We start from the raw sequence: 24,280 nt of genomic DNA on the forward strand, positions 1-24,280 counted from the left end.
TGACAGTTTTTATCTAATGTGATTAAGAAATACTTAATACTAAATTAAGTTAAAGTTATATTCTGCGACAGGTGAGGGCTAGGGAAGTAAAAAAAAGCCCCAGCTAGCTGACACTAACTGAGGCTCCATATTGTGCGGCTTTCGAGTAATCAATTAAGCGTGTAGTAGCGCCATTGATTCTTTCGCGATGACCCACTCTTCGTTAGTCGGGATAACCATCGCAACAGGCGTGTTTGGCTTGGTGATAATACCCTGGTTACCGAAGCGAGCAGCAGCGTTTGCTTCTTCGTCTTCGCGGTAGCCGAAGATCTTCAGGTTCTCTAGGATCTTGCTACGGATTGGCATTGAGTTCTCACCGATACCCGCAGTGAAGATGATGCTGTCTAGCTCATCCAGTGCCACCATGTAAGAGCCGATGTATTTTGCTACTCGGTAGCAGAACAGCTCAAATGCCAGTGTTGCGCCTTCATGGCCGTTTTCCATCGCTTCGATGATGCCGCGACAGTCGCTAGTTAGGCCAGATACACCTAGTAGGCCAGACTTCTTGTTCAGCTCGTCGAATACTGCTTGCTGAGACCAGCCTTTCTTCAGAAGGAACTCGATGATACTCGGGTCAAGGTCACCACAACGCGTACCCATCATAAGGCCGGCTAGTGGGGTGAAGCCCATGCTGGTGTCAACACTCTTACCGTTCTTGATAGCACATACAGATGCGCCGTTACCAAGGTGAACAGAGATGAAGTTGCTCTCTTCTACAGGCTTGTTGATTACTTTCGCAGCTTCACGGCTTACGAAGTAGTGGCTTGTGCCGTGGAAGCCGTAGCGACGGATACCATAGTCTGTGTATAGCTTCTGAGAGATTGCACCCGTGTATGCTTTAGCAGGCATAGACTGGTGGAAAGCAGTGTCGAATACTGCGTACTGAGCCAGAGCAGGGAAGGCTTTCATCGCTGCACGCATGCCGATAACGTGTGCAGGGTTGTGAAGCGGCGCAAGATCGCTCAGCTTCTCGATTTCAGCAAGTACATTCTCGTCAACTTTCACTGTCTTAGTGAACTTCTCGCCGCCGTGTACAACGCGGTGACCGATGGCAACGATGTCTTGCTTCATACCAAGTTCTTCAAGCAGGGTAACGATGCGATCGACTGCCTGCTGGTGGTGGTTACCTTCAGCGTCAAGCTTGTGCTCGTGCTTTTCACCATCGATTTTCCAGCTAACTACAGCTTCAGGTAGGCCGAAACACTCGCCCAAACCGCTCAGGGTTGCTTCACCGCTAACAGTGTCGATTAGTGCGAACTTCAGTGAAGAACTACCAGAGTTGATTACAAGTACTAGAGAGTTGCTCATGGTTATCTCATCAAGAATGTTTAGGGCTCAAGGACAATACGTCCTATTACACGTTTTTCAGAACTGCAAAGGAAAATGTGTGGAGCAGCATTTTCTCAGCATTATAGGTTTTGATTACATTATTCAATTTTTTTTGAATAACTCAACTTTTGTTTTTACAAAAATGAAAAAAATTGAAATTTCACTGGTTCAGATCAATTTTTATCGACGAAAACGTTTCCCTTTGCCTAATTATTAGCCATGGGTACAGATTATTCTTAACTTTTTTTTATATGCATCAAATTTTGCCAGCATTTATAGGCTAGAAGCATACTTTTGCGAAGCATCACCCTTCCCACTTTGAAACCACTGGCTCAAAAATGTCATCAGATGGCGGATACGGGGGTTGATGTGTACATCACGGTGGCAAACCAGCCACCAATTTACGTCAGGCAGCTGGGCCTTAGGGAGTGCAGGGACAAGCTCGGGGTAGCGGGCGACGATCGTTTTAAACAGCACCGCCACGCCAGCTTTCGCCCTAGCCAACTCAATTTGCATCTTATGGCTATCGGTACGAAAGCTCAGCTGAGACTTGGACATAGTGTGGCCCACTTGCTGTGCTGCTTGTTGGTAGAAGTCGAGTTGATCATAGCCAATAAGATTAAACCGGCCATGGTGCAAATCCGCCAAGGATGAGGGCATACCGACCTCCGCCAAATACGCTTGGTGGGCGTAAAAAGACATTGGCTCTTGGTGCAAGAAGCTCACAACCATATCCGGTTGCTCGGGTTTGGTACGTGAAATAAGTAGGTCGGCTTCGCGTTTATTGAGGTTAGCGCCTTGGTTGGCAATCAAAATCTCAACATCGATTGACAGGTACTGCTGGTGGAAAGCCTTCAGTGCCTCGGGCAAGAAATAATAGGGCTCCGTTGCAAAGTTTGAGTACTCAGGCACGCTAGCCTTAAATACCTAACGGAGCCATTGTATGTCAGATTTCAAAGGGCGTCATTTTTCCCGCGATATTATCCTTTGGGCAGTGCGATGGTACTGCAAATACGGTATTAGCTACCGAGAGCTGGCAGAGATGTTGTTAGAACGGGGTGTCACCGTCAACCACACTACTTTATACCGATGGGTTCAGCGTTATGCCCCTGAAGTAGAAAGGCGATTACGTTGGTGCTGGAAACCTGGATGGAGTAGCAGCTGGCAGGTTGATGAGACCTATGTGCGAGTGAGTGGGATCTGGATGTACTTGTATCGCGCCATCACCAAAGAGGGCCATACCGTCGATTTTTACCTCTCCCGCACTCGAAATCAAAAGGCAGCGAAATGCTTTCTGGGCAAGGCGTTACGCAGCATCGAGCCTCATCAACATCCAAAAACGATCAACACGGATAAAGACAGGTCGTATACACCGGCCTTGGCGTCTTTAAAGAAAAATAAGGTGTGTGCTGACAACATCGTGCAGCGACAGGTTAAATACCTGAACAACCCGATAGAATCCGACCATGGCAAATTAAAGCGATTGATTAATCCGGTTCGAGGGTTTCAATCGATGAAAACAGCATTTGCGACCATCAGGGGCTTTGAAGTGATGCGCATGTTTCGAAAAGGGCAGTTTGCGCATTGGTTATATGGCCGAGGTCCTTTGGCCGAAGTGCGTCTGGTTGAGGAGATGTTTACTGTTTAGGGAATGAAAGTCCCGATAAAACAGGTTCATCGTCAACTTTGCAACAGTGCCGTAAACAGCCAATAACAATTTGAGCATTGTTATGGTCAGGCTGCCCGCTACCTACCGGGCAGCCTTTTTCATATGCAGCTATCAATCACAAGACAGCACCTTGAACCTGCCCAGCTATAAGCGTATCATCGCGACCTTAACCCCATCACCAAGCCATTCAGGAGTGCTCATGCCAGTTTTACATTGCTGCCCGACAGAAAGCACGACTGTGGTAGTGATTGCTTACCTAAAGCAACCCCGTATTGCTTAGCGTTGGCAGTGAATGCTCCACCCGCACAAACATTCACTGCCGCATCAAACCAATACATTGCAAATCGCCACTATCAATTATCAACCTCAACCAGCAATAGGTTGAAATGGCGTACGCGTGTACTTGCGGCTTTATCGCATAAGCCCAAGCTACTTGGGTATAAATATTTTAGGTATAACCGTATGAAGCACTGGTCAAAGATGGAAATGCTCCATCAAACCGTCACCAACAAAAACATTACCATCAAAGGCAAACACAGCTATTACAGCGACGCCTACGATGATGGGTTCGAACGCTCGGTAGTCCGCTACCTCCATGGCGATGAGGTGAGTCGTAACTGGGAGCCCCGCTGGGAAGTCGACAAACTCCATATCGGGGATTACGTCTGCATTGGGGCACAAGCGGTGATCTTGATGGGCGGTAACCATACCCACCGCCAAGATTGGTTTTCGCTCTACCCGTTTATGGACAATATCGAGGAAAGCTACCAATCGAAGGGGGACACCCGCCTTGGCGATGGCTGCTGGATAGGCATGCGGGCGATGATCATGCCCGGCGTAACCATTGGGGAGGGGGCAATTGTGGCAGCCAATAGCGTAGTTACCAAGCATGTCGCCCCCTACACCATTGTTGGTGGCTCGCCAGCCAAGCCGATAAAAACGCGATTCTCAAACGAAGTGATTGCTCGCTTATTGGCATTGGATATCTACGACTGGCCACAAGAAAAATTCGATGCGCTCAAATCACTGATTTGTGCCTCTGATATCGATGCCCTGGAGATTGCCCACCAGCGATACGATGCGCGGTAGAGCAAGCAACCCACCCATAATAACAACACACCGGCCTAAAGTTGGCCGGTGCGAAACAGGTTAGTGTTTGCTCACTACGTTACTATGGTTAAAAATCAGCGAGTTTGCAGGTAACGTTGGTACAAACCTTCAATATCATTACTGCACATAATATCCATATTGGCCTGCAGCACGTCCAACGGCCAATCCCACCATTTCATTTCCAGCAGCATGGCAATTTGCGCTTGGCTAAAGCGCTGCTTGATTTCCTGCCCCGGGTTGCCCACCACAACCGAATAGGGCGCAACATCCTTGGTGACCACGGCACGGGCCCCAATAACGGCACCGTCACCAATTTTCACGCCAGGCATGATCACGCACTCGGAGCCAATCCAGACATCATTGCCGATGACGGTGTCCCCCGCACGTTCAAAACCGGATTTGACCTTGTCGCCAAACTTACCGACATCGAACGGGAACGACGAAATCCAATCGTGGCGATGGCCTTGATTACCGGCCAACATGAAGGTGGCACCCGAGGCGATAGAGCAATACTTACCAATGATGAGTTGGTCTACTTCACCAAAAATACCCGATTCCCACACCGCCTTGCTGGAGTGATCCCCCAGCAAATACCTTACACAGTGATCTTCAAAATGCTTGTCGTGGTAGTAACCGGAATAGTAAGTGTGTTCGCCCACTGTGATATTCGGGTTACGGACATGAGCCTTGATCTCATAGCCACCCAGCCATGATGGAAAGATGGAAGAAGACATAGCTACCCCTTATAATGATTGCCAGTATGCTCTCCGTTTTGCTTTTCTCCCTGCAACCACCATCCAATACAGGTTACCCATGCATTTAGAACAGTTGTATTCCGCTTACCTTGGTGAGCTATACGGCATTGCCTTTTTCTCTGCTTTTGCCCAAAAGTATAGCGACGATAGCCATATCGATAAATGGCAACTTCTGATACAAGTTGAAGAAATTACCGCCCTGAAGCTCGAAACAGCGCTACAGAAGCACCCAATAAGCCTGAATGACAGAGCAGAAGAGATGCGAAACAAAGGGATCGGCGACGCGCAAAAATGGATGCACCTCGATTGGGCCAGCCTCATCGATACTCTGGTGCCATGGGTTAAACCCTATGCATTGAAGTACCGCGAACAAGCCGATGCTGCCACCGCCGAGCGAGAGATGTTCAAGTTGGTACAGGAACACGAAGATGCCATTTATGACTTCCTGCTTGCCGAACAACAACAATCCGGCAACAGCATCGATATACTAAAGCAATTCATCACGAAATGGCGTTAACACTAAGCGCTGAGTAGTATTGTTAAATCAATTACTAACGGCAAGCGAATACGCTTGCCGCCACATTTTTACTCCCCCCATTGTTGCCAACAGCGATACAGGTAACAAAACACTAAACTGTATATTGTCGAACGGCCCAGCCTGTAATATCAATCTTGGTATCCCCACGAAAACCGGGTTTGAAAATAACTGACAGGCTAGGATGTATCATGGACAGACCACATAAGATCCGCTGCGTGATCTTTGATTGCGACGGCACGCTCGTTGACAGCGAAATACTGTGCAATCAGGCCCTAGTGAATATCTTTTCGCGCCAAGGCGGCAAGCTAAGCCTTGAGGAGTGCATCCGCCATTTTCAGGGGGGAAAAATCTTCGATATCCTTGCCGAAACCCGCAAGCGCACAGGCGTCACAACGCCCATCGATATTCTAGAACCCATGTACCGCGAAGAGTGCCGCCAACTGTTCGACAAGCACCTGCAGCCTATTGACGGGGTTCCTGAGGTGCTTGCCCAGCTTCAGCAAATGGGTATCGAGATGTGTATCGCCTCCAACGGCCCGGTATTTAAGATGGAGCACACCCTGGGGCTGACGGGCTTGCTGCCCTACTTTGAAGGAAAGCTGTTCAGTGGTTTTGAAGCCAGCAGCTGGAAGCCGGATCCGGACCTGCTCCACTTTGCGGCCATGCACATGGGATACCGCCTAAGCGATTGCGTCTTCGTCGATGATACCGAGAAGGGGGTACGCGCCGGGATCAATGCCAATATCCCCACCTTCCACTTTGCGGCGAACGAGCATGCGCCCGATATCAAGCATCCTGTAGTGACCACCATTCGCTCTATGCACCAATTTCTGGAGCATATTGAAGCCAAATAGTGGCCAATCAACTAGGCGTTTTTGGCCGCCAACGAGCGGGCTAGAATAGCCAATGTTGTGCCATTGTGAAGCAATGCGCTCATCGCAGGGCTTAGCATCCCCATCGCAGCTGAGAACATGATGCCGCTGTTGACGTACTCGGCCAGCTTAATGTTGCTGTTCACCAATGACATTGCCACTTGGGATAACTGACGCACTTCCGCCACGCCGTGGAGTGTATCCTTGAGCAACACCACATCGGCGGCCTGCCTAGCCAGCTCCGTTCCCTTGTGCATGGCAATCCCCACATCGGCAGCCGTCAGCGCCGGTGCATCGTTAACACCATCGCCCACGAACATCACCTTGCGGCCCGACTGTTTTAGCGACTCGATAATTGCCGACTTGCTCTCGGGCGTCGCTTCGGCATAGACCTTATCCAGCTTAAGCTCATTGCCCAACATCTCGGCCTTGAAAGCCCGGTCGCCAGAAATCATGACTAGCTCATTGATCCCCAAATCGCGCAGCGAGGCTAGCGTCTGGTGGACATCATCACGCAAATGGTCTCGCAGCCCTATCATCCCGATGAGCTTTTGCTGGTGAGAAATAAAGATAAGGTGGCGCCCCTTTTGCTCGAACTCACGGATCTGCGGCTCGAACGGCACAAAGTCGACATCTTCATGGACTTCCAGGAAGTGGCGGCTGCCCATGACCAAGCAATGGGTATCCAACGTACTACGCAAGCCGTGGGCAATCACATACTCAACCTCACCATGGTCGATATGCGGTAGCTCATTGTGCTTGGCTGCACTTACCACGGCCTGCGATAGCGGGTGGCTGCTGTGCTCCTCTACCGATGCGGCGATAGCGAGCAAGTCGCGGGCTGTGTTGGCATCGCTGAGCGGTACCACATCCGTCACTTCCATATCGCCGTAAGTCAGCGTACCCGTCTTGTCGAAAACACAAGTGTCGGCATCAACAATCTTCTCGATCGCGCTGCCGCCCTTGAGCAAGATTCCACTTTGCGCCGCCCGGTACATAATCGACTTGAAGGTCACAGGCGTGCTTAGCTTAAGGGCACAGGAATAGTCGACCAAGAATACCGAGGCGACCCGGTTCATATCTTGGGTCAGGGCAAAAACCGCGGCGCCGATCCCCAAGGTTAGTTTAACCCGGCGATCAGCCATATCTTGGGTAACTTGTTGAATTTCACTTTTCTCGCTCAGCGAGTCATAGATCAGCTTGGCGATTTTTGCCGTCGTCGCCTCGCTACCGACTTTCTCAACCCGGATCTTAATCCCGCCTTCGTGCACCGAAGTCCCGGAATAAACCTGCGCGCCTTCCTCCCGGCGAACCGGTACGCTTTCACCGGTCAGCGTCGATTGGTTGATAAGCCCCACACCGGACTCAATTACCCCGTCGACAGGTATGGCATCGCCAGGCATCAGCTCGATCAAATCACCTGCAACCAAGTCCGATGAACAGCATTGCTGCTTGCCAGCAGAGGTAATGCGCCATACCAACGACTCTTGCGGCCGGATCAGGTCCGCCAACAACTTATCGCTGCTTCGGCTGGTATGCTGCTCCATGTACTCACCAAAGCTGATGAGACTCTGGGTAAGCATGGCGGTTCGATAGTCGCCACGCCACGCCGATAGCCCAACGGCAATAGCATCGAGCACTTCAACAGTCACCCGCTTTTCTTGCAACTCGCTGATCCCTTCCGCCAAGGTCGGGGCAATCAAGCTAGCCGTGGTCAGCGCCCCCCAGCACTTGGGCAACAAGGCTGCCGATAAGGTACCGATAACATTCAGGGCCACATCACCACGGGTATACTCGTGCTCTGACTCCGAGGCTTCCCCCGAGGCCAGATCCAGCGCCTGCAGGCGTGCTGATAATGTCGGATTATCCAATAGGAGGGTATCGTATTGGATGATCACAGAGCATGCATACTGGTTAACCCGCACATCGTTTACACCTTGAATGGCAATCAGGCTTTGCTTGATCCAATTACCGATATCAGGGTACTGCTTGAGCGCGGGAACCTTGAACCTTATCCGGCCCGGAAAACGGTGCTGAAGGTAAATTTCATTCATCACTCACCCTTATGCAGGCTTCGGTAATACTCGAGCTCCGCTTGGGTGTCTTCAAGGCGCTCTTTTAATTCTTCCACTTCACCACGAACTGCAGACCACGCTTTTTCACCCGTGGCACTCACCCCTTGCTGAAACTTCTTGTTGGTCAGCAAGTAAGCCACAGCCGCCCCTGCCGCCAACCCCATTGCAAAGTGGGTTTTGCTGTTGTCTTTCTTGTAACTTGGTGCTTGGGGTGCAGGTTGCTGAGTTTGCACAGGTGCCTGATATCCATAATATGGGTGGTAATACTGTGGGTTATTCTTATCCATGTTTTTTCTTTTCCGCGTATTGATCCATCAAGTACAAGCCAACGGCCCCGGTACTCAGTACCGTCAGCATCGACAAGACAGGCCGCCCTGCCATTTTATCGGCAACATACGTAGCGGCTCCGCTTGCAAGCCCAGTTTTCAGCGCATCGGTAGTGACCTTAGTCACCATCTGGTTAGTCTCCAGCTCGCCTTGCTGATGCGACTTCCACTGGCTTGCAGCCGAAGCGGTACCACCAATGATGGCACCCGCTATCATTGCCCGACTTGCTGGATTCAGCTTATTAGTCGAGTTAGTCATAGTTTATTTTTCTGTATCAGATGGTGGTAAAGACTCAATTTGCTCTGGGGACTCAGCTTGGGTTGTTCTCTCCTGCTGGTGGCGCTCCACAGACTCTTTAAAGCCTTCCTTGCCTGCCGCGTAAGTATCACGGAAGATTTCACTGCCCGCCGTTACATTTTGCTGAACAGTCGAGGCCGTCTGGGTCGCTGTGTCTTTCACCGTTTCGCCACCGGATTTCAGCATATTGCCCGCACCTGACAGTGCGCCCATCAAGCCCTTGCGAACGTTCTCATTGCTCAATACAAGTGCAGCAGCGGCACCCACCATGGCGCCTTTCCAAAATTCTTTATCATTCATACCAATCGTTCCTAATATTTCCTTAAACATGCCTGCTTCTTCGCCAAGAGCCCCCTCAAGCATGGCTTGAGCTTGCTCAAACATTGGGTCACTTTCTGGTTCAGGTTGCGGGGTTGGCTGTGGCGGCGGAGCCATTCCCGGATGCACGCCCCCCACATAAGCGTGAGCCATTTGCGGCGGCACATACCCAGGGGGAATATGCGCTGGCGGTACCTGGCCTTGATGGTAATGGTGGGGGTGCGGATAGTGGGGGGGCATTCCCGGGTGACCGTAATAATGCGGGTGCATCATATGAGGTGGATACCCCGGATGGTGCGGTGGCGGTGCCTGATGCATCCATGCCGCCGGATCATGGTGCTGAGCTGAAGGTTCGCCCATATGCCCTTCATGTTCTTTGTTGCTCATCGTTAGCTCCGTCTATAACGCCAAATAAGCGCTCAAGGCATAGCATGCCTGTTTCGCTTCCTGGTCCGAACGAGAGAACAATGCTTCCAGCAATTGTGGTTTGATCAGCGTGGCATCATATTCAACCAACAAACTGCCTGTCGCATTATTGATTTTATAGTGCTTAAGTGCCGGTATTTTCAGGAGGGCTTGCTCTATTTCGTTTCGGTTCAAACTTGCCAAGCTAGCAACAATACCCAGCTTATACTTGAGTCGAATCCTTCCCGGAATGTGGTGAGCAACCACAACCCACTGGCGTAGCTTTAACACTGTATCTATATGTTTTTCCATAAATTCAGTATATCCAATTACTGTTCAAACCAATGCATATACCTGTCCTGCCGCCCGTTTTTCTGCATTTTTTTTGCGCTCAATCAATTGCCGTGGTATCGTTGCAAATGGAAATGATTATCATCTTTATTGGTACTTTTATGAACACTTATATTCACCGGACAAATAGTCGATTACGTGTTCGATCTGACTTTATTCGCCAGAATCCAGAGCAAGTAAAATCACTGATTGAGAACCTAAAAGAAATTGATGCCATTAAACACATCAAGCACAAACAATACGCTGGCTCGGTCGCTATCTGCTTTGACGAAAAAGAATTGGATTGTGAAAGTTTATTAGACGTGCTTTCCAGTCATGACTGGACCAAAGAAAACAGCAAGCCATCTCTCGTCGAGCATGCGGTTTCCCGAGGTACAAAAACATTTGCAAAAGGTATCGCCACCATGGCACTGACTCGATTAGTCGGCCCATCGGTCAGCCGTGCCATTATGAGCATCTAACGCTACGCGTTCAGCCCGAATTTCTTTGCGGCACATTTGCACATGCCATTGGCTAAGGCAGGGCAACGCTTACACGGCGGTGATTTTAGCGGCAAACGGGCTATCTCCCGGTTATCTTGCAGCGATAATTGAGGCTGGTTGGCTGCTTTAAGAGAAGTGCTTAAAGCAATGTTTTGTTGGGTGTGTTGCTGGGCAGGCTGCTGAATAGCTCTCGCGGCAGGAAATGAAACAATATCCCCCCCTTCATTGAACCACGACAGTAGCGGGTTCAATGGCTTGGCAAGCTCCGTAGCGGTGGCAAGCAATGCCTGTTGAGAAACAGACGTAAGCTCTTGCTTAAGCTGGCTATCATTAGCAACAGAATGAGACACAGAGCGACTCAAATCCGCTAGCTTTGCAGCTGAGCGACTGGTGGTTTTCACCGTGGTCTTTTTCAGCTTCTTTAGTGCCTTCTTTGCCCCCATTTCTGCCTCATTCACTCTAATATGGTCGAGTGGCAAAGGTATCAGAATCTTCCCTTCAGATAAAGACAAATGAATATCAATATCATTTCCGGCACGGCAATGAAGTGCAGCAATGAGAACCTAACCAGCCGGGTTGCTCAACCCTTAGCGGTAATTTAGCTCTTGTCACTCTCCGTCATAAAATTATCCCACGACGTCTGCCAAGCCTGTTGCTGGTATTCCTTCTTTGCCGAGGTATTGGCTTTTGTTTCAGTACCTTGTTCAGAAGCTGAGTCTGGCTGAGAGCTAATAGGGGCCTTTGCGTTCGTTTGATTCGATATCGAAGATGCCGGCACAGATTGCGTTGACGCCGAAGGTTCAAAGCTAAGCTGCACCTCAGGCGGCGGGCTGTCAGGTTGATACAGTTCATTTCCCTTAGCCTGCGCTTGAGAGGCGCTATCCCAACTTTCCTGTACTGCGGGTTGCTCTTCCCCATGCTCACCGGCCAAGTTGCCGGCCGCCAGTGCCGCGAGCTCTTCGTCGTTCGGGCGGTAGCCCTTACGGCCATAAACCTTATCAAGCAAGGCAATAACAGAGTGGGACTTCACCTCACCCTGCTTCATGAACCGGTAGATGGTATTGGCGACGTTCTGGACACCGAGAATGGCATCAATCCCGATATGCTGGACCACCTCGTCACGCTCGGCCTTGGCGGATAAGTTGCCGCCCGCATAGGCCAGGGATAGCCAAATATAAGCAATGGCGGTTTCGTTCGCCCCAACCCCAATATGCATCTTGGCGGCCAGCTGTTGCGCCTCGGTGTCGCCCTGCTCGGCGGCACGCTCAAGCCAGTAAGTGGTGCGTAAACGGTTCTTGGCAACGGCAATGCCCGTCTGGTAGCAATAGGCTGTTTTGACGCATGCACGAAGATCCCCTTGCAGGGCGCCGCGCACCCGCCAGATAAACGCTTCCTCGGGATCTTTTCTCGGCGCCACATCGGAGACATACCAATCGCCCAAAAACGACTGGGCAGGCATATGCCCGGCTTCTGCGGCTGTGTGGATATTCTCAAGGCCGGCATCGACATTTGCCTCGGTGCCATAGCCACGGATCTGGTAGCGGCCAAGCTCAAACTTGGCGGCACTGTCATTACCCTTGGCCTTAACCACTTGCTCCCAGTAAGTCGACTTGGCATTACCCTCAGGATCATCTAAATCCATTTTGCAAAGGCGGGCCAAGGCATTTTGCGCGATAGTGCTGTCGAGTTTCGCGGCCTTTTGGTACCAACCAATCGCCTCGCGGATATTGGTAAGCTCGTACTCTTTCGCCAAGGACAGCTGGCTCGACACATGGCCCGTCTGCGCCTTGAAGATCTTCTCTTCGCGTTCGGCAATTTTGGCCTTTTCCAGCACACGCTGATACTTATCATCTTTCATGCGCTGCGCAATGGCTTCTTGGCTCTGCCTTTTCTGGGTCGCAAAGTAACGATAAAGCACCCAACCGAGCAGACCACCAGCGACGCTCAAGCCAATAAGTAGGTTAGACATAATTCCTCGACAGCATAGTACAACTCACCTTCCTCCCTATTATCGGCTACCAAAATTAAAACTAAAGCAATATCCCGAATTTTCACCGCAAAAGAGCTCAATCCACCCAAGTTATTAAAATCATGCACAAAAATGAATGAGTGCTAGATTTAGTTATGCCAGTTTAGTTTCAGATACAGGATGCCAACCATAAGGAGCAAGGATGTTTCTCGACTATTTTGCCCTCGGGGTACTGTGTTTCGTGGCAGTTTTCCTGTTTTACGGGATCATTGCGATTCACGATATCCCCTATGAAATATCAAAAAAACGCAACCACCCCCACCAAGATGCCATCCATTACGCTGGGTGGGTCAGCCTCTTTACCCTCCACGCGCTGTGGCCGTTTCTCTGGATTTGGGCCACCCTGTGGCGCGAGGACCGGGGGTGGGGGTTTACCAAGATTCAGAACGAGCAAAATGAGCTGCACCACGAGGTGCTGAAGCTGTCCGAGCAAGTTGAGCGATTAACAGAGAAAGTTGCCGAGCTTGAGGTAAGCAATGCACAAGGGCAGCCAATGCCTAAACAAGGGCCTAACGAAGATACAAGCCAAGGACCTAGCCAAGGAGATGAGCGCTAATGGATTTATTACTCATTCTCACCTACGCCGCCCTGTGTATCGCAGTGTTCAAGATCTTCAATATTCCCCTGAACAAGTGGACGGTACCAACGGCAGTACTTGGCGGTATTGTGCTTATTGGCACCCTGATCTTGCTGATGAACTATAACCACCCCCACAGCAACATGGGTGGCCAGTTCTACGTAACAACGCCTATCGTTCCTGGTGTTCGGGGCAAGGTAGTGGAAGTTCCCGTCACGCCCAACACCCCAATCAAAGCCGGGGATGTCCTGTTCCGTGTCGATCCAACCCCCTATGAAGCGGAAGTCCAACTACAATTGGCAGCGCTTGCCGAAGCACAACAGAATGTCATGGGCCTCGAAGCTTCCTACCAAGCAGCCAAGGCCAGCACCGAGCGGGCGATTTCAGAGCGGGATAGAACACTGACCCAATTCCAGCGCTATGAAAAAGGCTACAAGCGTGGCGCATTTACCAAATCGGAAGTGGATAACCGCCGCCAGTTCTACCGCAGTGCCGAGGCATCGCTGGCAGCCGCTCGTGCCGAAGAGCAGCGTGCCAAGCTGGCCTATGAGTCGGAAATCATGGGTGAAAACACCGCCATCGCCAAGGTTCGCGCCCAGTTAATCCAAGCCCAGTTCAACTTGGAAGAAACCGTGGTCCATGCCCCTACCGATGGTTACGTCACCCAAGTCACATTGCGCCCCGGCATGATGGCAGTCCCGTTACCGCTAAGGCCGGTCATGACCTTCATCCACCAAGAAGAGCAGTTCTTTATTGGGGCATTCAGGCAGAATTCGCTGCTAAGGCTACGCCCCGGTTTTAAGGCCGACTTTATCTTCCGCGCCTTGCCCGGCAAGACTTTCCAAGGCGAAGTGATAGAAGTGTTACCCGCGATTGGCGAAAGCCAAGTTCAGGCAGCTGGCGTGCTGTACGGCAGTGATCTCTTGCTGCGCCAAGGCAGGCCGCTGGTGAAGCTCAAGATCACCGATGATTTGTCCGAATACCGCTTACCCCAAGGGGCAAATGTCGAGATTGCGGTTTATTCAGACAGCTTCGAACATGTTTCCGTGATGCGAAAAGTGCTGATCAGAATGAAGAGTTGGCAAAACTACCTCTTCCTTGATCATTGATCCGTATATCCATATCAAAATGGCTGCCCCGACATCACTCGGCGCAGCCATTTTTTCTAACCGCTTATTTCTTGCGTAGCTCGGTAATTAGCACCATTTTACTTCGACCGAAGCGTACCGCGCTCAACCAATTCAACCGGGATCATTAATTTGACCATGGTTTGATCATCGGTTTGGACCTGTTTTAGCAGCTGCTTAACCGCCTCTTTCGCCAAGCGGTTAAAATCCTGCTTGAACGTTGAAAGCTGATAACCCAGCCAGCTGGCTTGCGGGATATCATCAAAACCGAGCACCTGAAAATCTTCCGGGATAGACAAGCCAAACTCGTTCTTAGCAACATCCATCAAGGCAATTGCCAAAATATCGGTCGAACAGAAGAAAGCGTCAGGGCGGTCATCCGCAGCCAATACCGCTCGGATACCCTCCAGCGCTTGCTCATAGACATAGCTGGTATTGATTTCACGCGGCGCACTGCCGGTTAAGTCGGTTAGCTCCTCGGTGAAGCCTTCCAAGCGTTCGTTATTGGTATAAGAAGGAATATCACCGGTGAGGTAAGCCAACTTCTTCGCCCCCCGTTCAACCAACGTACGTGCAGCCAACTTGCCGGCACTGTAGTTGTCGCTGATAGCAGAGCTGCAAGAGGTGCCCTCTTCAACCCGGGCAAATTGCACAATCGGGATATTGAAGTCTTGGCACTCTTCGTACAATGCCGTGTTGAACTGCGCCGACGCCGCCATGACACCATCGACCCGGTATTGGAAAATATTCGGGATCGAGTGCTGCTGCTGGGCATCAAGCTCCCAAGGGATCAGCACCGCAGAATAACCATTCTTTTGCAGCTCTTTACTCAACAGCTGCAGGGTTTCCATATGGATGGGATAGTCGGAATCGGGGAATACCAAGCCAATCAGCTTGGACTCATTGGTCGTCAGGCTACGGGCAAACGCATTGGGACGATAATTGAGCTCTTTCGCCGCGGCGAACACTTTCTCGCGGGCAGCGGCAGAGACTGAACTCCCATCAATGAATACTCGAGACACAGTCGACTGGGAAACGCCAGCAAGCTTTGCAACATCACTAGCGGTAACTGGTTGTTTTTTAACAGACATATAGGGAATTCGCTTTAAATTACTGGCTTGATTATAACAAACTCCCTTATGAATGCGCATGCAAATTTTATATCGCCGCCAGGAAAAACTTAAATGCCTGGCACCTATCTTACGGATCTCGTCGTTGCGGTTTCACACGAAAAAAAGCCGCTACCAGCGTCCGGACTGGTAACGGCCTTGATCGTTAGGTTCCTTTTCCGTTCGGCTACCTTGGGTAGCCTATCACTTCAGAGAGTGAAGCAATCATTAGAAGTAGTAACGAATACCTGCCGAGAACTTGTCGTCAGCATTGGTGAACTCGCTACCGCTCAACTTATCAGTGCCTTCATCGAACTGGTATTCAGCCCAAAGCAGGAAAGTGTTCTTGGTAAAGTGGTATTCCACGCCCGGCGTAAATGTCTTACGCTCATAGCCTGATGCACGACCATCGGTTTCTGTCATGTAGTTCGCATTGAAGGTTGCGCGGAAGCCGTTGTCGAAGTGGTAGTGGGTGTATAGCTCACCGCCGCGAGAGTCGAAGAACTCTTGGTTGCCAGCCACTTCCCAGCTATCTGCAACGTGGTAGGTCAAGCCCAAGAAGTAATTGTCTGTCGCGTAGTTCAAGCCAACCAAGCCAATGCGCGCAGTGTCGCCGTTCTTCATATTGCTCGCACTGACATTTTCAAGATCAGTCACTTCGTTTTGATGGTACGCCGCGCCCACAGTCACACCGGGTGCCACTGGGTATAATACCGATGCGCCGATACCGTTTTTCAGTGTTGCGGTTGCGTCACCAGCCAAAGCAACGTCATTACGCGTGGTCTGGTAGGTGAAGCCGTATTTTAGGTCACCCAGGCTGTTGCGGTAAGTCAGCGAGTTTGCCGCACGGCCAGTACCACTGCTGATACCCCAGTCAGACAGGTTGTAAACGTTAGAGCCGCGTGTACCGTAGGTACGGCCCATATCGGTAAACCATGCTACATCGTAGAACGTTGACCACTGCTTGGTGCCCGCGGCAATTTTACCGTATTTGTCGTGCTCGACACCGGCGTAAAGAAGACGGTCGTAAATATCGCTACCGTTCGAGCCAGAGTTATAGCCCCACTCCGCGTGGCCAAAACCCTGCCAGCCGTTGTCCAGTTGTTTCACGCCCTTCAGGCCGAAACGCGAGCTGCCGCTGTTCCATACCGGATCGGTATCACCGCCATTGTCTTGGTAGCGCGCTTCGAAGCGGCCATCAATCGTTAGGCTATCGCCATTGTCATTAACAAAAGTGTGGGCCGCAAAAGCAGAGCCAGAAGTTAGTGCTGCCAATACAATTAGAGATAGTTTTGTTTTATTCATCATACTGCTTGTCTCAACATTACTGCTTGTCTTAAGCCAGACGTCAGCCACCCTCAGGCTGATTCCCGACAAATTGATAAATAGGATTAATATTTCTTTTAAAAAAGGGCGTCCTAGCAGGACGCCCGACGTCGCACAGGCGTGCTATCTTTCACAAGAGGATCAGTGGAGCGCTGATTACAGTGAAGGGTTCAGGATTTGCTGAGTACGCTCGAATACGTCCAGACCCTGCTGCTTCAGCCAGTATGGAAGGTCGATCAGTACCCAGTTCTCAGACAGCTTGTCACCGTCACGGTAGTAAACGTCAACCACCTGCATGTCAGCACGAACTTCGCCACCCGTCATACCTAGGAAACCACCGATTGGCGTGTTTGATAGGTTTGGCCAGCCGAAGAAGCAAGAGAAGCTGCCTTCAGCGAAACGACATACGTGACCGTTGAACTTCTTGTCTTTCAGGTTGTTACGGAACGGTAGCTGATGCTGCTGCTGGTAACGCGGGATGGTGTAAGACGCACCGATACCACATGGGCCGTACCAGATCATGTCTTTAGACCAGCTCTTCTCAAGCACTTCCGGTGGGCAACCCATTGCGCCGCTGTCGTTAAGCGCAGACAGGTCATCAACCATTTTGTTTACCAGTGCCAGTGTCGCTACACCTTCTTCCGGTGCTGCATCTTCGAACAGTAGGCCGTCGTGGTTGCGAGGGCCAGGGTATACGAAGTGCTTACCTGTTGATGGTGGTAGTGGGTAGCAACCCGCTTGGTCCATCGCGCCGAGTAGGTCTAGGAACAGGCCTGTCTTGGTGATCTTGCCGTTTTCAACACAGTTGAATTCTGCGTAACGGATGTTCATGATTTTGCCAGTTGGGCGCATACCTAGGTATTCTGCGTCAAACAGGCCCATGAAGTGACCCATGCTCATTACCCAGATTTCACCCGAGGTAACTTCGTTCTCACCGCCGATAAAGATGTCTTGGCGACGCTGCATGCGAGTCATCGACTTCATTAGTGGCGACCAGAAAACATCAGCAGCGGCTTGCGCGCCTTCTTGCTCGCGGAATGGGTAAACACCGCGCCATAGGTAATCTTCAGAAGTGTGTGCTTTTAGTACTTCAGCAACGTTCTCGTGAGTTGCATTTTCCATTGCATCGAAATATTCACGTACGATGCGCTTAGCTTCTTGATACTTGCTCATTTTGCAAATTCCTATCTTTGTACACGTTGGCTAGTTTGACTAACCAGAATTTAGGGAGGGCCTCGTCTCACACGAGACCCGAGATTCGTTATTAAGCGGTAGCTTGTGCTTTCTCTTTCTTAGAGAACACGCCTTTTTTCAGTGTTTCAGGCAGGGATAGCCACAGTAGACCAGCCAGTACCCAAACAATTGGTGAGCCCCACATCGCGGTTTGTAGATCCGAACGCTCTTGGATGAATACCAATACCATTGGTGCCCACATACCAATCAGACGGCCACCGTGGAACAGTGCTGCACCGAAGCTGCGTAGGTGTGCCGGGAATAGCTCAGAGAAGTAGCCGCCCCAAACCGCACTTGATGCTAGGCCGAAGTTGTAAATCAGGCCCAGAATAGCCAGCAGGTTCAGGCCCATGAAGCTCACGTCAGATGGCGCAACGAAGAAGACTGACGCCATGATACCCGCAAGAATGAAGCCGAATGCGTTAACCTTGCGGCCCCACTTATCGGCAATCGCGCCCCATACCCAAGCACCCAAAAGGCTACCGAATGCAGAGATAGAAAAGATGATGCCCATGGTTTGGCCGTCGAACATACGTACTTCTTTTAGGTACGTGGTCACGAAACCGTTGAAGAACTGGAAGCCGTAGAAGTTCAAACCCGATAGCAGCAAACAGGTCAGAGTAATGCGCAGGTTGCGGCCACGGAACATCTCGCCCCAAGAGCCTTTCTTCGCTTCCACTTCTTTACCGCTGTCGTCTTTCGCGGCTTCTTCGCCGAATGCAATCACTTTCTTGTCACTAGGCAGGATGAATACCATCGCAGCCGCTGCCACTAGCGGTGGGATACCACCAACTAGCATCATGTTTTCCCAAGATGCATTCACGCTTGATAGGTATGCTGCATACGCACCCATCGCCATGACAGCCACAGAGAACATACTTGATGCAAAAGCCGTCAATTTACCGCGAACAGAGTCGGTAAACAGGCCGATCATCAATGACACCGCAACCGTAAAGTAGCCACCCAATGCAATACCAACGATGAATCGCATTGCAGCCCAGCCTTCGTAGCTGGTAAAGGTCATGTTAAGAATTGTCGCTGCACCGTTGATAGCGGTAATAGTGATCAGCACGTTTTTCTTACCAAAACGGCTGGCAAACCAGGCACAACTTAGGGCACCAATCAGTGCACCCAATGACTGCCAGGTGTAGAACTGAGCAGTGTGCGCCAGCGTAATGCTGTCATAGGCATCTACGATGTAAGGTCGGACGTAATCAATAACCACGAAGTTGTAACAGTAGAACACGTAACCAACCAAAATTGCCAAGTAGGCTGCTGCGCGTTGCACCATTGGAACTTCGTTCATGTGTTTCTTTGTTGTCATGAGCGAATAATCCTCTAAATTTATTTGTATCACCCTTGTTAACACCTTGGGTGACCGAAACAGTGTAGAGGACTATTTCCCCTCTCCTGTTTCTGGTGGCAGATATTACACATCTCCAAGGGGTAAAAACCGTGACACAAATCAATTTTACATGAATGCGCACCCAAAAACAGATTTAACGCGATCCCGATCACAATTAGTTCATTAATTGACCATTGTCGCACTTCAGCCAGAAATAATTGATCATGATCACGCAAACAGCCCGTTTTTTACGCATTTTATCGCTATTTATGTACTATTCAGCTCGAAAGTCACATCGGGGCTAGCCCTAAAAACAGAAGGTCAAACCAATTATGGTTGCGCATTCAAGCATTGCGGTCATGGTGATATACATTGCTTTCACCATATTTATCAGCTATTTAGTTAACAAGAAATCGTCAAACAGTGGCGATTTTTCGACTGGGGGAAAGCAATTCGGCTGGCTTACAGTGGGGATTTCGATTCTTGCTACCTATATTAGTGCTATGACCTTTGTTGGTATGCCGGGTTGGGTATATAACGATGGCATGAAAGCCATCGCGATCCACCTCAATTATCCGATAGTGATCTTCTTTGCGGTGGTGTTCTTTATCCCGGTTTTCTACAAACTGGGCCTCACCTCTATCTATGAATACCTTGAGCATCGCTTCGGCGTTGTGACAAGAACAATAAACTCTATTGTTTTCATAGTAGTACAGTGTATTTCGTCTGGCATTATCCTGTATGCGGTGTCACTCATCCTGGTACGCGTCCTGCCGATATCCATTGAAGAAGCCATTGTCTATATCAGTATATTCACAGCGGTTTATACCTTTGCCGGTGGTATCTCAACGGTCATCTGGACGGATGTTATGCAGTCGGCCTTTCTGCTAGTGGGTTGTGTGGCCATATTCGTAACAGCCCTGATTAGAATGCCAGAATTGGGTACGCTACCAGAATTGTCTGACAAACTAACCATGGCTAATTTGTCCATGAGCTTTGGCGATGACACCACCTTAATGGCCGGGCTCATCGCTGTCAGCTTCCTGCATTTGAGCGTTTACGGTTCAAACCAGTTGATCATCCAACGCACCTTGGCAACCAAATCAGTGGAAACCGCCCAGCGCTCCATGCTGGTATGTGGCTACGGCGCGTTCTTTATCTACCTGTTCTTTAGCATCATCGGCATTTTGCTGTTCCTTTTCTATGGCGGCGCACAGTTTGAAAACAGCAATAATGTCATTCTGGATTTCGTGTTCAACCACACCCATCCGGTCATTGTCGGCTTGGTGATGGCCTCACTGTCGGCAGCGGCAATGTCGACGCTGGATTCCTCCTACAACTCAATGGCAACGGTAGTGACATTTGATATCTACAAGCGCTTTTTCAAGAAAGAAGCGCCAAATCAGCACTATGAGAAAACCGCAAGGTTGCTCAGTATTGCCTGCGCCCTATTTGTCATTGTGCCGGCCATGCTTGCGGTATCTAATGAGAGCGTACTCAAAAGTATTGCCAGCCTAACGTCTATCTTTGTCGGGATCCGCCTCGGCTCATTCTTGCTGGGCCTATTTTCGCGCACCGCCAACGAGGCAGGCATTATTGCCGGTAGCATCACCAGTATCATCGCGATCCTGATTTGCTTTAACATCGATGTGGCTTGGCCTTGGTTTGCGCCAGCTGGCACCGTTGCCTTTGTTGCAACAGGCTTGCTAGTGAGCAAATTCAAAGGCAGCATCACCCCACAGCAACACGCATTTATCCAACAACAAAAAACACTCTACAGTGCACCAACCGTCAGCCAGTATATGCTTTTAGTATTCGCTGCAATTACGGTTGCCTCTTGCTTTTATCTGCCGACGCTTCTGGCGAACGTACTGAATTAAGGAAAATTACTATGTTGTCTATTTTTGATATCTACAAAGTGGGAGTTGGCCCGTCCAGCTCGCATACCAACGGACCCATGCTGGCCGGTTATGATTTTTGTCAGAAAGTAGCGGCGCAGATGGATAATATTACCCGGGTACAAGTTGACCTCTACGGCTCACTTTCACTAACGGGTAAGGGACACCATACTGACCGTGCAACCATTCTGGGCCTGATGAACAATAAACCAGACTGCATTGATATCACCAAGGCCAATCAGGCAATGGCCGAGGGAAACAAGGCAAAAACCCTCAAGCTCGCCGACAGCAAAACCATATCATTCGATACCGAGACCGATATGCTGTTTCACACCGAGAACCTACCGCTGCATGAAAATGGCATGACCATCAGTGCCTTTGACCAAGGCGGCAACCAACTGTTTATCGAAACCTACTATTCTATCGGTGGCGGATTCATTGCAACGGCAGACGAGCTTCAGCACGGCAAAGCCACCAGCGATGTGACTGTGCCGTTTCCATTCAACTCCGCCGAGGACATTTTGAACCTGGCAGATAGCAATGGCTTGAGTATTGGCGCAATGTTCCTGAAAAACGAGCTGGCGTTCCGCTCACAAGAACAGCTGGACTTCAAAGCGGACCAAATTTGGCAGGTGATGTCAGCCTGTATGCAGCGCGGCTTCCAAACCGAAGGGGTATTGGAAGGTGGCTTGCATGTGGTACGCCGTGCCCCTGCCCTGTTGAAGAAACTGGAAGCTAACAAGGACATCGACAACGACCCAATGACCATCATGGACTGGATCAACGTCTTTGCCTTTGCGGTCAGCGAGGAAAATGCGGCCGGCGGCCAAGTAGTTACTTCCCCAACCAATGGTGCGGCAGGGGTGATTCCGGCGGTATTGATGTACTACAACAAGTTCATCTGCGAGCTCACCCTGCCCCAGGTGAAAGACTTCCTCGCGGTATCAGCCGCTATCGGTATGCTTTACAAGATGAACGCCTCGATTTCCGGTGCCGAGGTCGGCTGCCAAGGTGAAATCGGCGTGTCTTCATCCATGGCGGCAGCGGGCCTGACGGCGATCCGCGGTGGTAGCAACGAGCAAATCTGCATGGCTGCCGAAATTGCGATGGAGCACTCGCTTGGCATGACGTGCGACCCTATCGGGGGCTTGGTGCAAATCCCTTGTATCGAGCGTAATGCCATGGGTGCGATGAAGGCCATCAATGCCTCACGCATGGCACTGAAGCGCAATAGCAAATCGCTAATATCGTTAGACAAGGTTATTGAGACCATGTACCAAACCGGTAAGGACATGAACAAGAAGTACCGCGAGACCTCGCTGGGCGGCTTGGCCATGATCCACCTTGCCCCGCCTTGTGAGTAAGGCGCAAATCATTCCCAACCCGGGCTACCATTCCAATCAAGGGCTGAGTTTCAGCCCTTTTTTGCATAAAAAAACCGCCATTACCTGAGGAGTAATGACGGTGCTCAAAACAAAACTGCAAAAATCAAATTGATTGGCATCTGTGCAGTAGCAAGTGTAGGAGTTAGGTGTACTTACAACCGCACCGACGCCAGGCATGTGTTATAATAATACAAATAAAATTAAAGACAAGAAAATTTACGTGATGGGCTCAAACTATTTTGATGCTGATACCAGCCCCATTAAATATATGGCCAGATTTTCACGCATTAAAAAGGCCAGCATTGCTGCTGGCCCAATAAGCTTTTGCTTTCGCTGAATCTTAGAATACGTAAGCGAAGTTGAAGCCACCACCGTTGTCAGTACGGCTAGACGTGCCGCTGAACTCGTTCAGCTCGTTACGCTTAGCTTCGAACGACAGGATAGTCTTCGGTGTGAACGCGTAAGACAGGCCCAGTGCGTACACTTGGCGATCGCCAGTTAGATCACCCTCACCGTCGAAATCAACGTGCGAAGCGTAAACGTATGGGCGGAAACCAGAGTCCATCGCGTAGTGTGCGTACACGTCTACTGCGTCAGCATCTGCCCATTCCATACGTGGACCGCCTTGTAGGCCCGCTTTGTGGATGTTCTCACCCTTGGTGTATACCGCTGCCACTTTCAGGCCGCCAGCCACGTATTGGCCGCCTAGGGTCAACGCCGTCTGCTTGTCGCCATCTTCTAGGCCATTAACACCTGCGATATTATCTACTTTCACCTTGTTCTCAAGGTAAGCCACACCCAGGCTCACGCCTGACTCAAGATCATAGCTTGCAGATGCCGCGTAGTTATAGTCACGCTTAACTTCTGAAGTTTCGCCATTACTTGTGAAACCGTAGTGCGCAGAGACATTCAAGCCGTTGTTGCTGTAGCGGTAAGCCACTAGGTTATCGCCACGGCCCGTGGCCGCGAAGCCACCGTCAGTACCTTCAGAATAGATAGGCGTTGCATCCGGATCGATGATGAGCAGGTTATCCATGTAACGCGCCACATCGTGGTATGCCGACCACTGCTTACCAAAACGCAGGCTGCCCATCTCTTCGTTGGCAACAGTGAAGTAACCTAGACGGTTACGGAAGTTATCACGGCCTGAAGTTGGGTTGTTCAGGAACTGGTCCCACTCTAGCTTAGCGTCTAGTGACCAACCATTTTGCAGCTGGCGCTCGAAGCCGATGTTCAGGATAGTACGGCTCGCAGAGAACACCTCATCCACATCATCTTCGCCCCAGATAGGCTGGAACGCATCAAGAACGAATACACCACCAACATCTAGCTTGTTTTGCTCGTCTTCATAAAGTGTGTATGCAGAGGCTTGACCAGCAAGTAAAGCAGCAGGAATCAACAGGGCTGATAATTTTAACTTCATTGATAACTTCTTCTAATGATAAGTTTGATAATAGTGCGTGATTGCCAGAATAAGGTATCAAACTTTTCACCAAAATGTAATAGCAAACTAGTACATTGTGTTATTTTGTCTTGAACTTATTCCTTTTGGGTAATACAACAATAAAGTCATTTAAAAACATAAAGATAATAAACAATAACAATCCTGACACGCAAAAACCCCGATAGATTAATCATCCAAAAAGACAGAAAGAAACAAAATTTTACATATTTGCTGTTCGGA

General features: G+C 50.2%; 25 protein-coding genes. 9 read left to right on the plus strand and 16 right to left on the minus strand.

What is annotated here, in order from left to right; all coding sequences use genetic code 11:
* Positions 1 to 153: 153 nt before the first annotated feature.
* Together C9I98_RS18165 and C9I98_RS18175 are read right to left on the minus strand one after the other, a co-directional pair.
* Positions 154 to 1,347, minus strand: coding sequence for an acetate/propionate family kinase (locus C9I98_RS18165; protein ID WP_107272307.1), 1,194 nt, complete (start codon positions 1,345 to 1,347; stop codon positions 154 to 156).
* A gap of 294 nt (positions 1,348 to 1,641) precedes the next feature.
* The gene (locus tag C9I98_RS18175) at positions 1,642 to 2,280 is read right to left on the minus strand and encodes a substrate-binding domain-containing protein (protein ID WP_051902177.1); all 639 of its coding nucleotides are present in this window, start codon (positions 2,278 to 2,280) and stop codon (positions 1,642 to 1,644) included.
* 31 nt (positions 2,281 to 2,311) lie between these two features.
* Between C9I98_RS18175 and C9I98_RS18180 the strand changes: the two genes are divergently transcribed.
* A complete protein-coding gene (locus C9I98_RS18180; protein ID WP_036822227.1) occupies positions 2,312 to 3,016 on the plus strand; it encodes an IS6 family transposase in 705 nt (234 codons plus the stop codon).
* Between the two features lie 218 nt (positions 3,017 to 3,234).
* On the opposite strand, the gene C9I98_RS26565 is transcribed toward C9I98_RS18180, so the two are convergent.
* On the minus strand, positions 3,235 to 3,375 hold the full coding sequence (locus C9I98_RS26565; RefSeq protein ID WP_158262696.1) for a hypothetical protein: 141 nt from the start codon (positions 3,373 to 3,375) through the stop codon (positions 3,235 to 3,237).
* 124 nt (positions 3,376 to 3,499) lie between these two features.
* Between C9I98_RS26565 and C9I98_RS18185 the strand changes: the two genes are divergently transcribed.
* The gene (locus tag C9I98_RS18185; protein ID WP_036822230.1) at positions 3,500 to 4,126 is read left to right on the plus strand and encodes a CatB-related O-acetyltransferase; all 627 of its coding nucleotides are present in this window, start codon (positions 3,500 to 3,502) and stop codon (positions 4,124 to 4,126) included.
* A gap of 95 nt (positions 4,127 to 4,221) precedes the next feature.
* Here C9I98_RS18185 and C9I98_RS18190 read toward each other — a convergent pair whose 3' ends face one another.
* Positions 4,222 to 4,881: a CatB-related O-acetyltransferase gene (locus tag C9I98_RS18190; protein ID WP_036822232.1), complete on the minus strand. Its 660-nt coding sequence runs from the start codon at positions 4,879 to 4,881 to the stop codon at positions 4,222 to 4,224.
* A gap of 79 nt (positions 4,882 to 4,960) precedes the next feature.
* Between C9I98_RS18190 and C9I98_RS18195 the strand changes: the two genes are divergently transcribed.
* Both C9I98_RS18195 and yieH read left to right on the plus strand, forming a co-directional pair.
* Entirely contained in the window at positions 4,961 to 5,419 is a 459-nt protein-coding gene (locus tag C9I98_RS18195) for a hypothetical protein (protein ID WP_107272328.1), read from the plus strand.
* Positions 5,420 to 5,628: 209 nt separating this feature from the next.
* Entirely contained in the window at positions 5,629 to 6,294 is a 666-nt protein-coding gene (gene yieH, locus C9I98_RS18200; RefSeq protein WP_036826849.1) for a 6-phosphogluconate phosphatase, read from the plus strand.
* Positions 6,295 to 6,305: 11 nt separating this feature from the next.
* Here yieH and C9I98_RS18205 read toward each other — a convergent pair whose 3' ends face one another.
* From C9I98_RS18205 to C9I98_RS18225, 5 genes are read right to left on the minus strand one after another with little or no spacing between them, the layout of a single operon-like run.
* Complete coding sequence (locus tag C9I98_RS18205) at positions 6,306 to 8,366, minus strand: heavy metal translocating P-type ATPase (RefSeq protein ID WP_036826852.1); 2,061 nt, start codon at positions 8,364 to 8,366, stop codon at positions 6,306 to 6,308.
* On the minus strand, positions 8,366 to 8,674 hold the full coding sequence (locus tag C9I98_RS18210) for a YtxH domain-containing protein (protein WP_036826855.1): 309 nt from the start codon (positions 8,672 to 8,674) through the stop codon (positions 8,366 to 8,368). Before C9I98_RS18210 ends, C9I98_RS18205 begins: the two co-directional genes overlap by 1 nt.
* Positions 8,667 to 8,972 (minus strand): magnetosome protein MamC family protein, encoded by a 306-nt coding sequence (locus C9I98_RS18215; protein WP_036826858.1) that lies wholly within the window; start codon positions 8,970 to 8,972, stop codon positions 8,667 to 8,669. Before C9I98_RS18215 ends, C9I98_RS18210 begins: the two co-directional genes overlap by 8 nt.
* A 3-nt stretch (positions 8,973 to 8,975) precedes the next feature.
* Positions 8,976 to 9,716, minus strand: a complete 741-nt coding sequence (locus C9I98_RS26730) for a YtxH domain-containing protein (RefSeq protein ID WP_211318334.1) — start codon at positions 9,714 to 9,716, stop codon at positions 8,976 to 8,978.
* 12 nt (positions 9,717 to 9,728) lie between these two features.
* The gene (locus C9I98_RS18225) at positions 9,729 to 10,046 is read right to left on the minus strand and encodes a cation transporter (protein WP_211318335.1); all 318 of its coding nucleotides are present in this window, start codon (positions 10,044 to 10,046) and stop codon (positions 9,729 to 9,731) included.
* A 140-nt stretch (positions 10,047 to 10,186) separates the two neighbouring features.
* On the opposite strand from C9I98_RS18225, the gene C9I98_RS18230 reads away from it, so the two are divergent.
* On the plus strand, positions 10,187 to 10,546 hold the full coding sequence (locus tag C9I98_RS18230; protein ID WP_245907183.1) for an HMA2 domain-containing protein: 360 nt from the start codon (positions 10,187 to 10,189) through the stop codon (positions 10,544 to 10,546).
* 2 nt (positions 10,547 to 10,548) lie between these two features.
* Here C9I98_RS18230 and C9I98_RS18235 read toward each other — a convergent pair whose 3' ends face one another.
* The gene (locus C9I98_RS18235) at positions 10,549 to 11,010 is read right to left on the minus strand and encodes a hypothetical protein (RefSeq protein ID WP_107272309.1); all 462 of its coding nucleotides are present in this window, start codon (positions 11,008 to 11,010) and stop codon (positions 10,549 to 10,551) included.
* Positions 11,011 to 11,165: 155 nt separating this feature from the next.
* Entirely contained in the window at positions 11,166 to 12,536 is a 1,371-nt protein-coding gene (locus C9I98_RS18240; protein WP_107272310.1) for a tetratricopeptide repeat protein, read from the minus strand.
* 202 nt (positions 12,537 to 12,738) lie between these two features.
* On the opposite strand from C9I98_RS18240, the gene C9I98_RS18245 reads away from it, so the two are divergent.
* Complete coding sequence (locus tag C9I98_RS18245; protein ID WP_036821550.1) at positions 12,739 to 13,152, plus strand: DUF3302 domain-containing protein; 414 nt, start codon at positions 12,739 to 12,741, stop codon at positions 13,150 to 13,152.
* Entirely contained in the window at positions 13,152 to 14,282 is a 1,131-nt protein-coding gene (locus C9I98_RS18250; protein ID WP_036821552.1) for an HlyD family secretion protein, read from the plus strand. The genes C9I98_RS18245 and C9I98_RS18250 overlap by 1 nt, the downstream gene beginning before the upstream one ends.
* A 98-nt stretch (positions 14,283 to 14,380) precedes the next feature.
* On the opposite strand, the gene C9I98_RS18255 is transcribed toward C9I98_RS18250, so the two are convergent.
* From C9I98_RS18255 to C9I98_RS18270, 4 genes are all read right to left on the minus strand, one after another.
* Complete coding sequence (locus C9I98_RS18255; protein ID WP_036821554.1) at positions 14,381 to 15,391, minus strand: LacI family DNA-binding transcriptional regulator; 1,011 nt, start codon at positions 15,389 to 15,391, stop codon at positions 14,381 to 14,383.
* Between the two features lie 246 nt (positions 15,392 to 15,637).
* The gene (locus tag C9I98_RS18260) at positions 15,638 to 16,714 is read right to left on the minus strand and encodes a porin (protein ID WP_036821556.1); all 1,077 of its coding nucleotides are present in this window, start codon (positions 16,712 to 16,714) and stop codon (positions 15,638 to 15,640) included.
* Between the two features lie 177 nt (positions 16,715 to 16,891).
* The gene (locus C9I98_RS18265) at positions 16,892 to 17,908 is read right to left on the minus strand and encodes a nuclear transport factor 2 family protein (RefSeq protein WP_036821558.1); all 1,017 of its coding nucleotides are present in this window, start codon (positions 17,906 to 17,908) and stop codon (positions 16,892 to 16,894) included.
* Positions 17,909 to 17,999: 91 nt separating this feature from the next.
* On the minus strand, positions 18,000 to 19,292 hold the full coding sequence (locus C9I98_RS18270; protein WP_036821561.1) for an MFS transporter: 1,293 nt from the start codon (positions 19,290 to 19,292) through the stop codon (positions 18,000 to 18,002).
* A gap of 353 nt (positions 19,293 to 19,645) precedes the next feature.
* On the opposite strand from C9I98_RS18270, the gene C9I98_RS18275 reads away from it, so the two are divergent.
* Entirely contained in the window at positions 19,646 to 21,193 is a 1,548-nt protein-coding gene (locus C9I98_RS18275; protein ID WP_036821563.1) for a sodium:solute symporter family transporter, read from the plus strand.
* A gap of 11 nt (positions 21,194 to 21,204) precedes the next feature.
* Positions 21,205 to 22,575, plus strand: coding sequence for an L-serine ammonia-lyase (locus C9I98_RS18280; protein ID WP_036821565.1), 1,371 nt, complete (start codon positions 21,205 to 21,207; stop codon positions 22,573 to 22,575).
* A gap of 361 nt (positions 22,576 to 22,936) precedes the next feature.
* On the opposite strand, the gene C9I98_RS18285 is transcribed toward C9I98_RS18280, so the two are convergent.
* Positions 22,937 to 24,019, minus strand: coding sequence for a porin (locus C9I98_RS18285; RefSeq protein WP_036827086.1), 1,083 nt, complete (start codon positions 24,017 to 24,019; stop codon positions 22,937 to 22,939).
* Positions 24,020 to 24,280: the final 261 nt, after the last annotated feature.

Origin of the sequence: Photobacterium sanctipauli (assembly GCF_003026495.1) — a bacterium.
GTDB classification, from domain to species: domain Bacteria; phylum Pseudomonadota; class Gammaproteobacteria; order Enterobacterales; family Vibrionaceae; genus Photobacterium; species Photobacterium sanctipauli.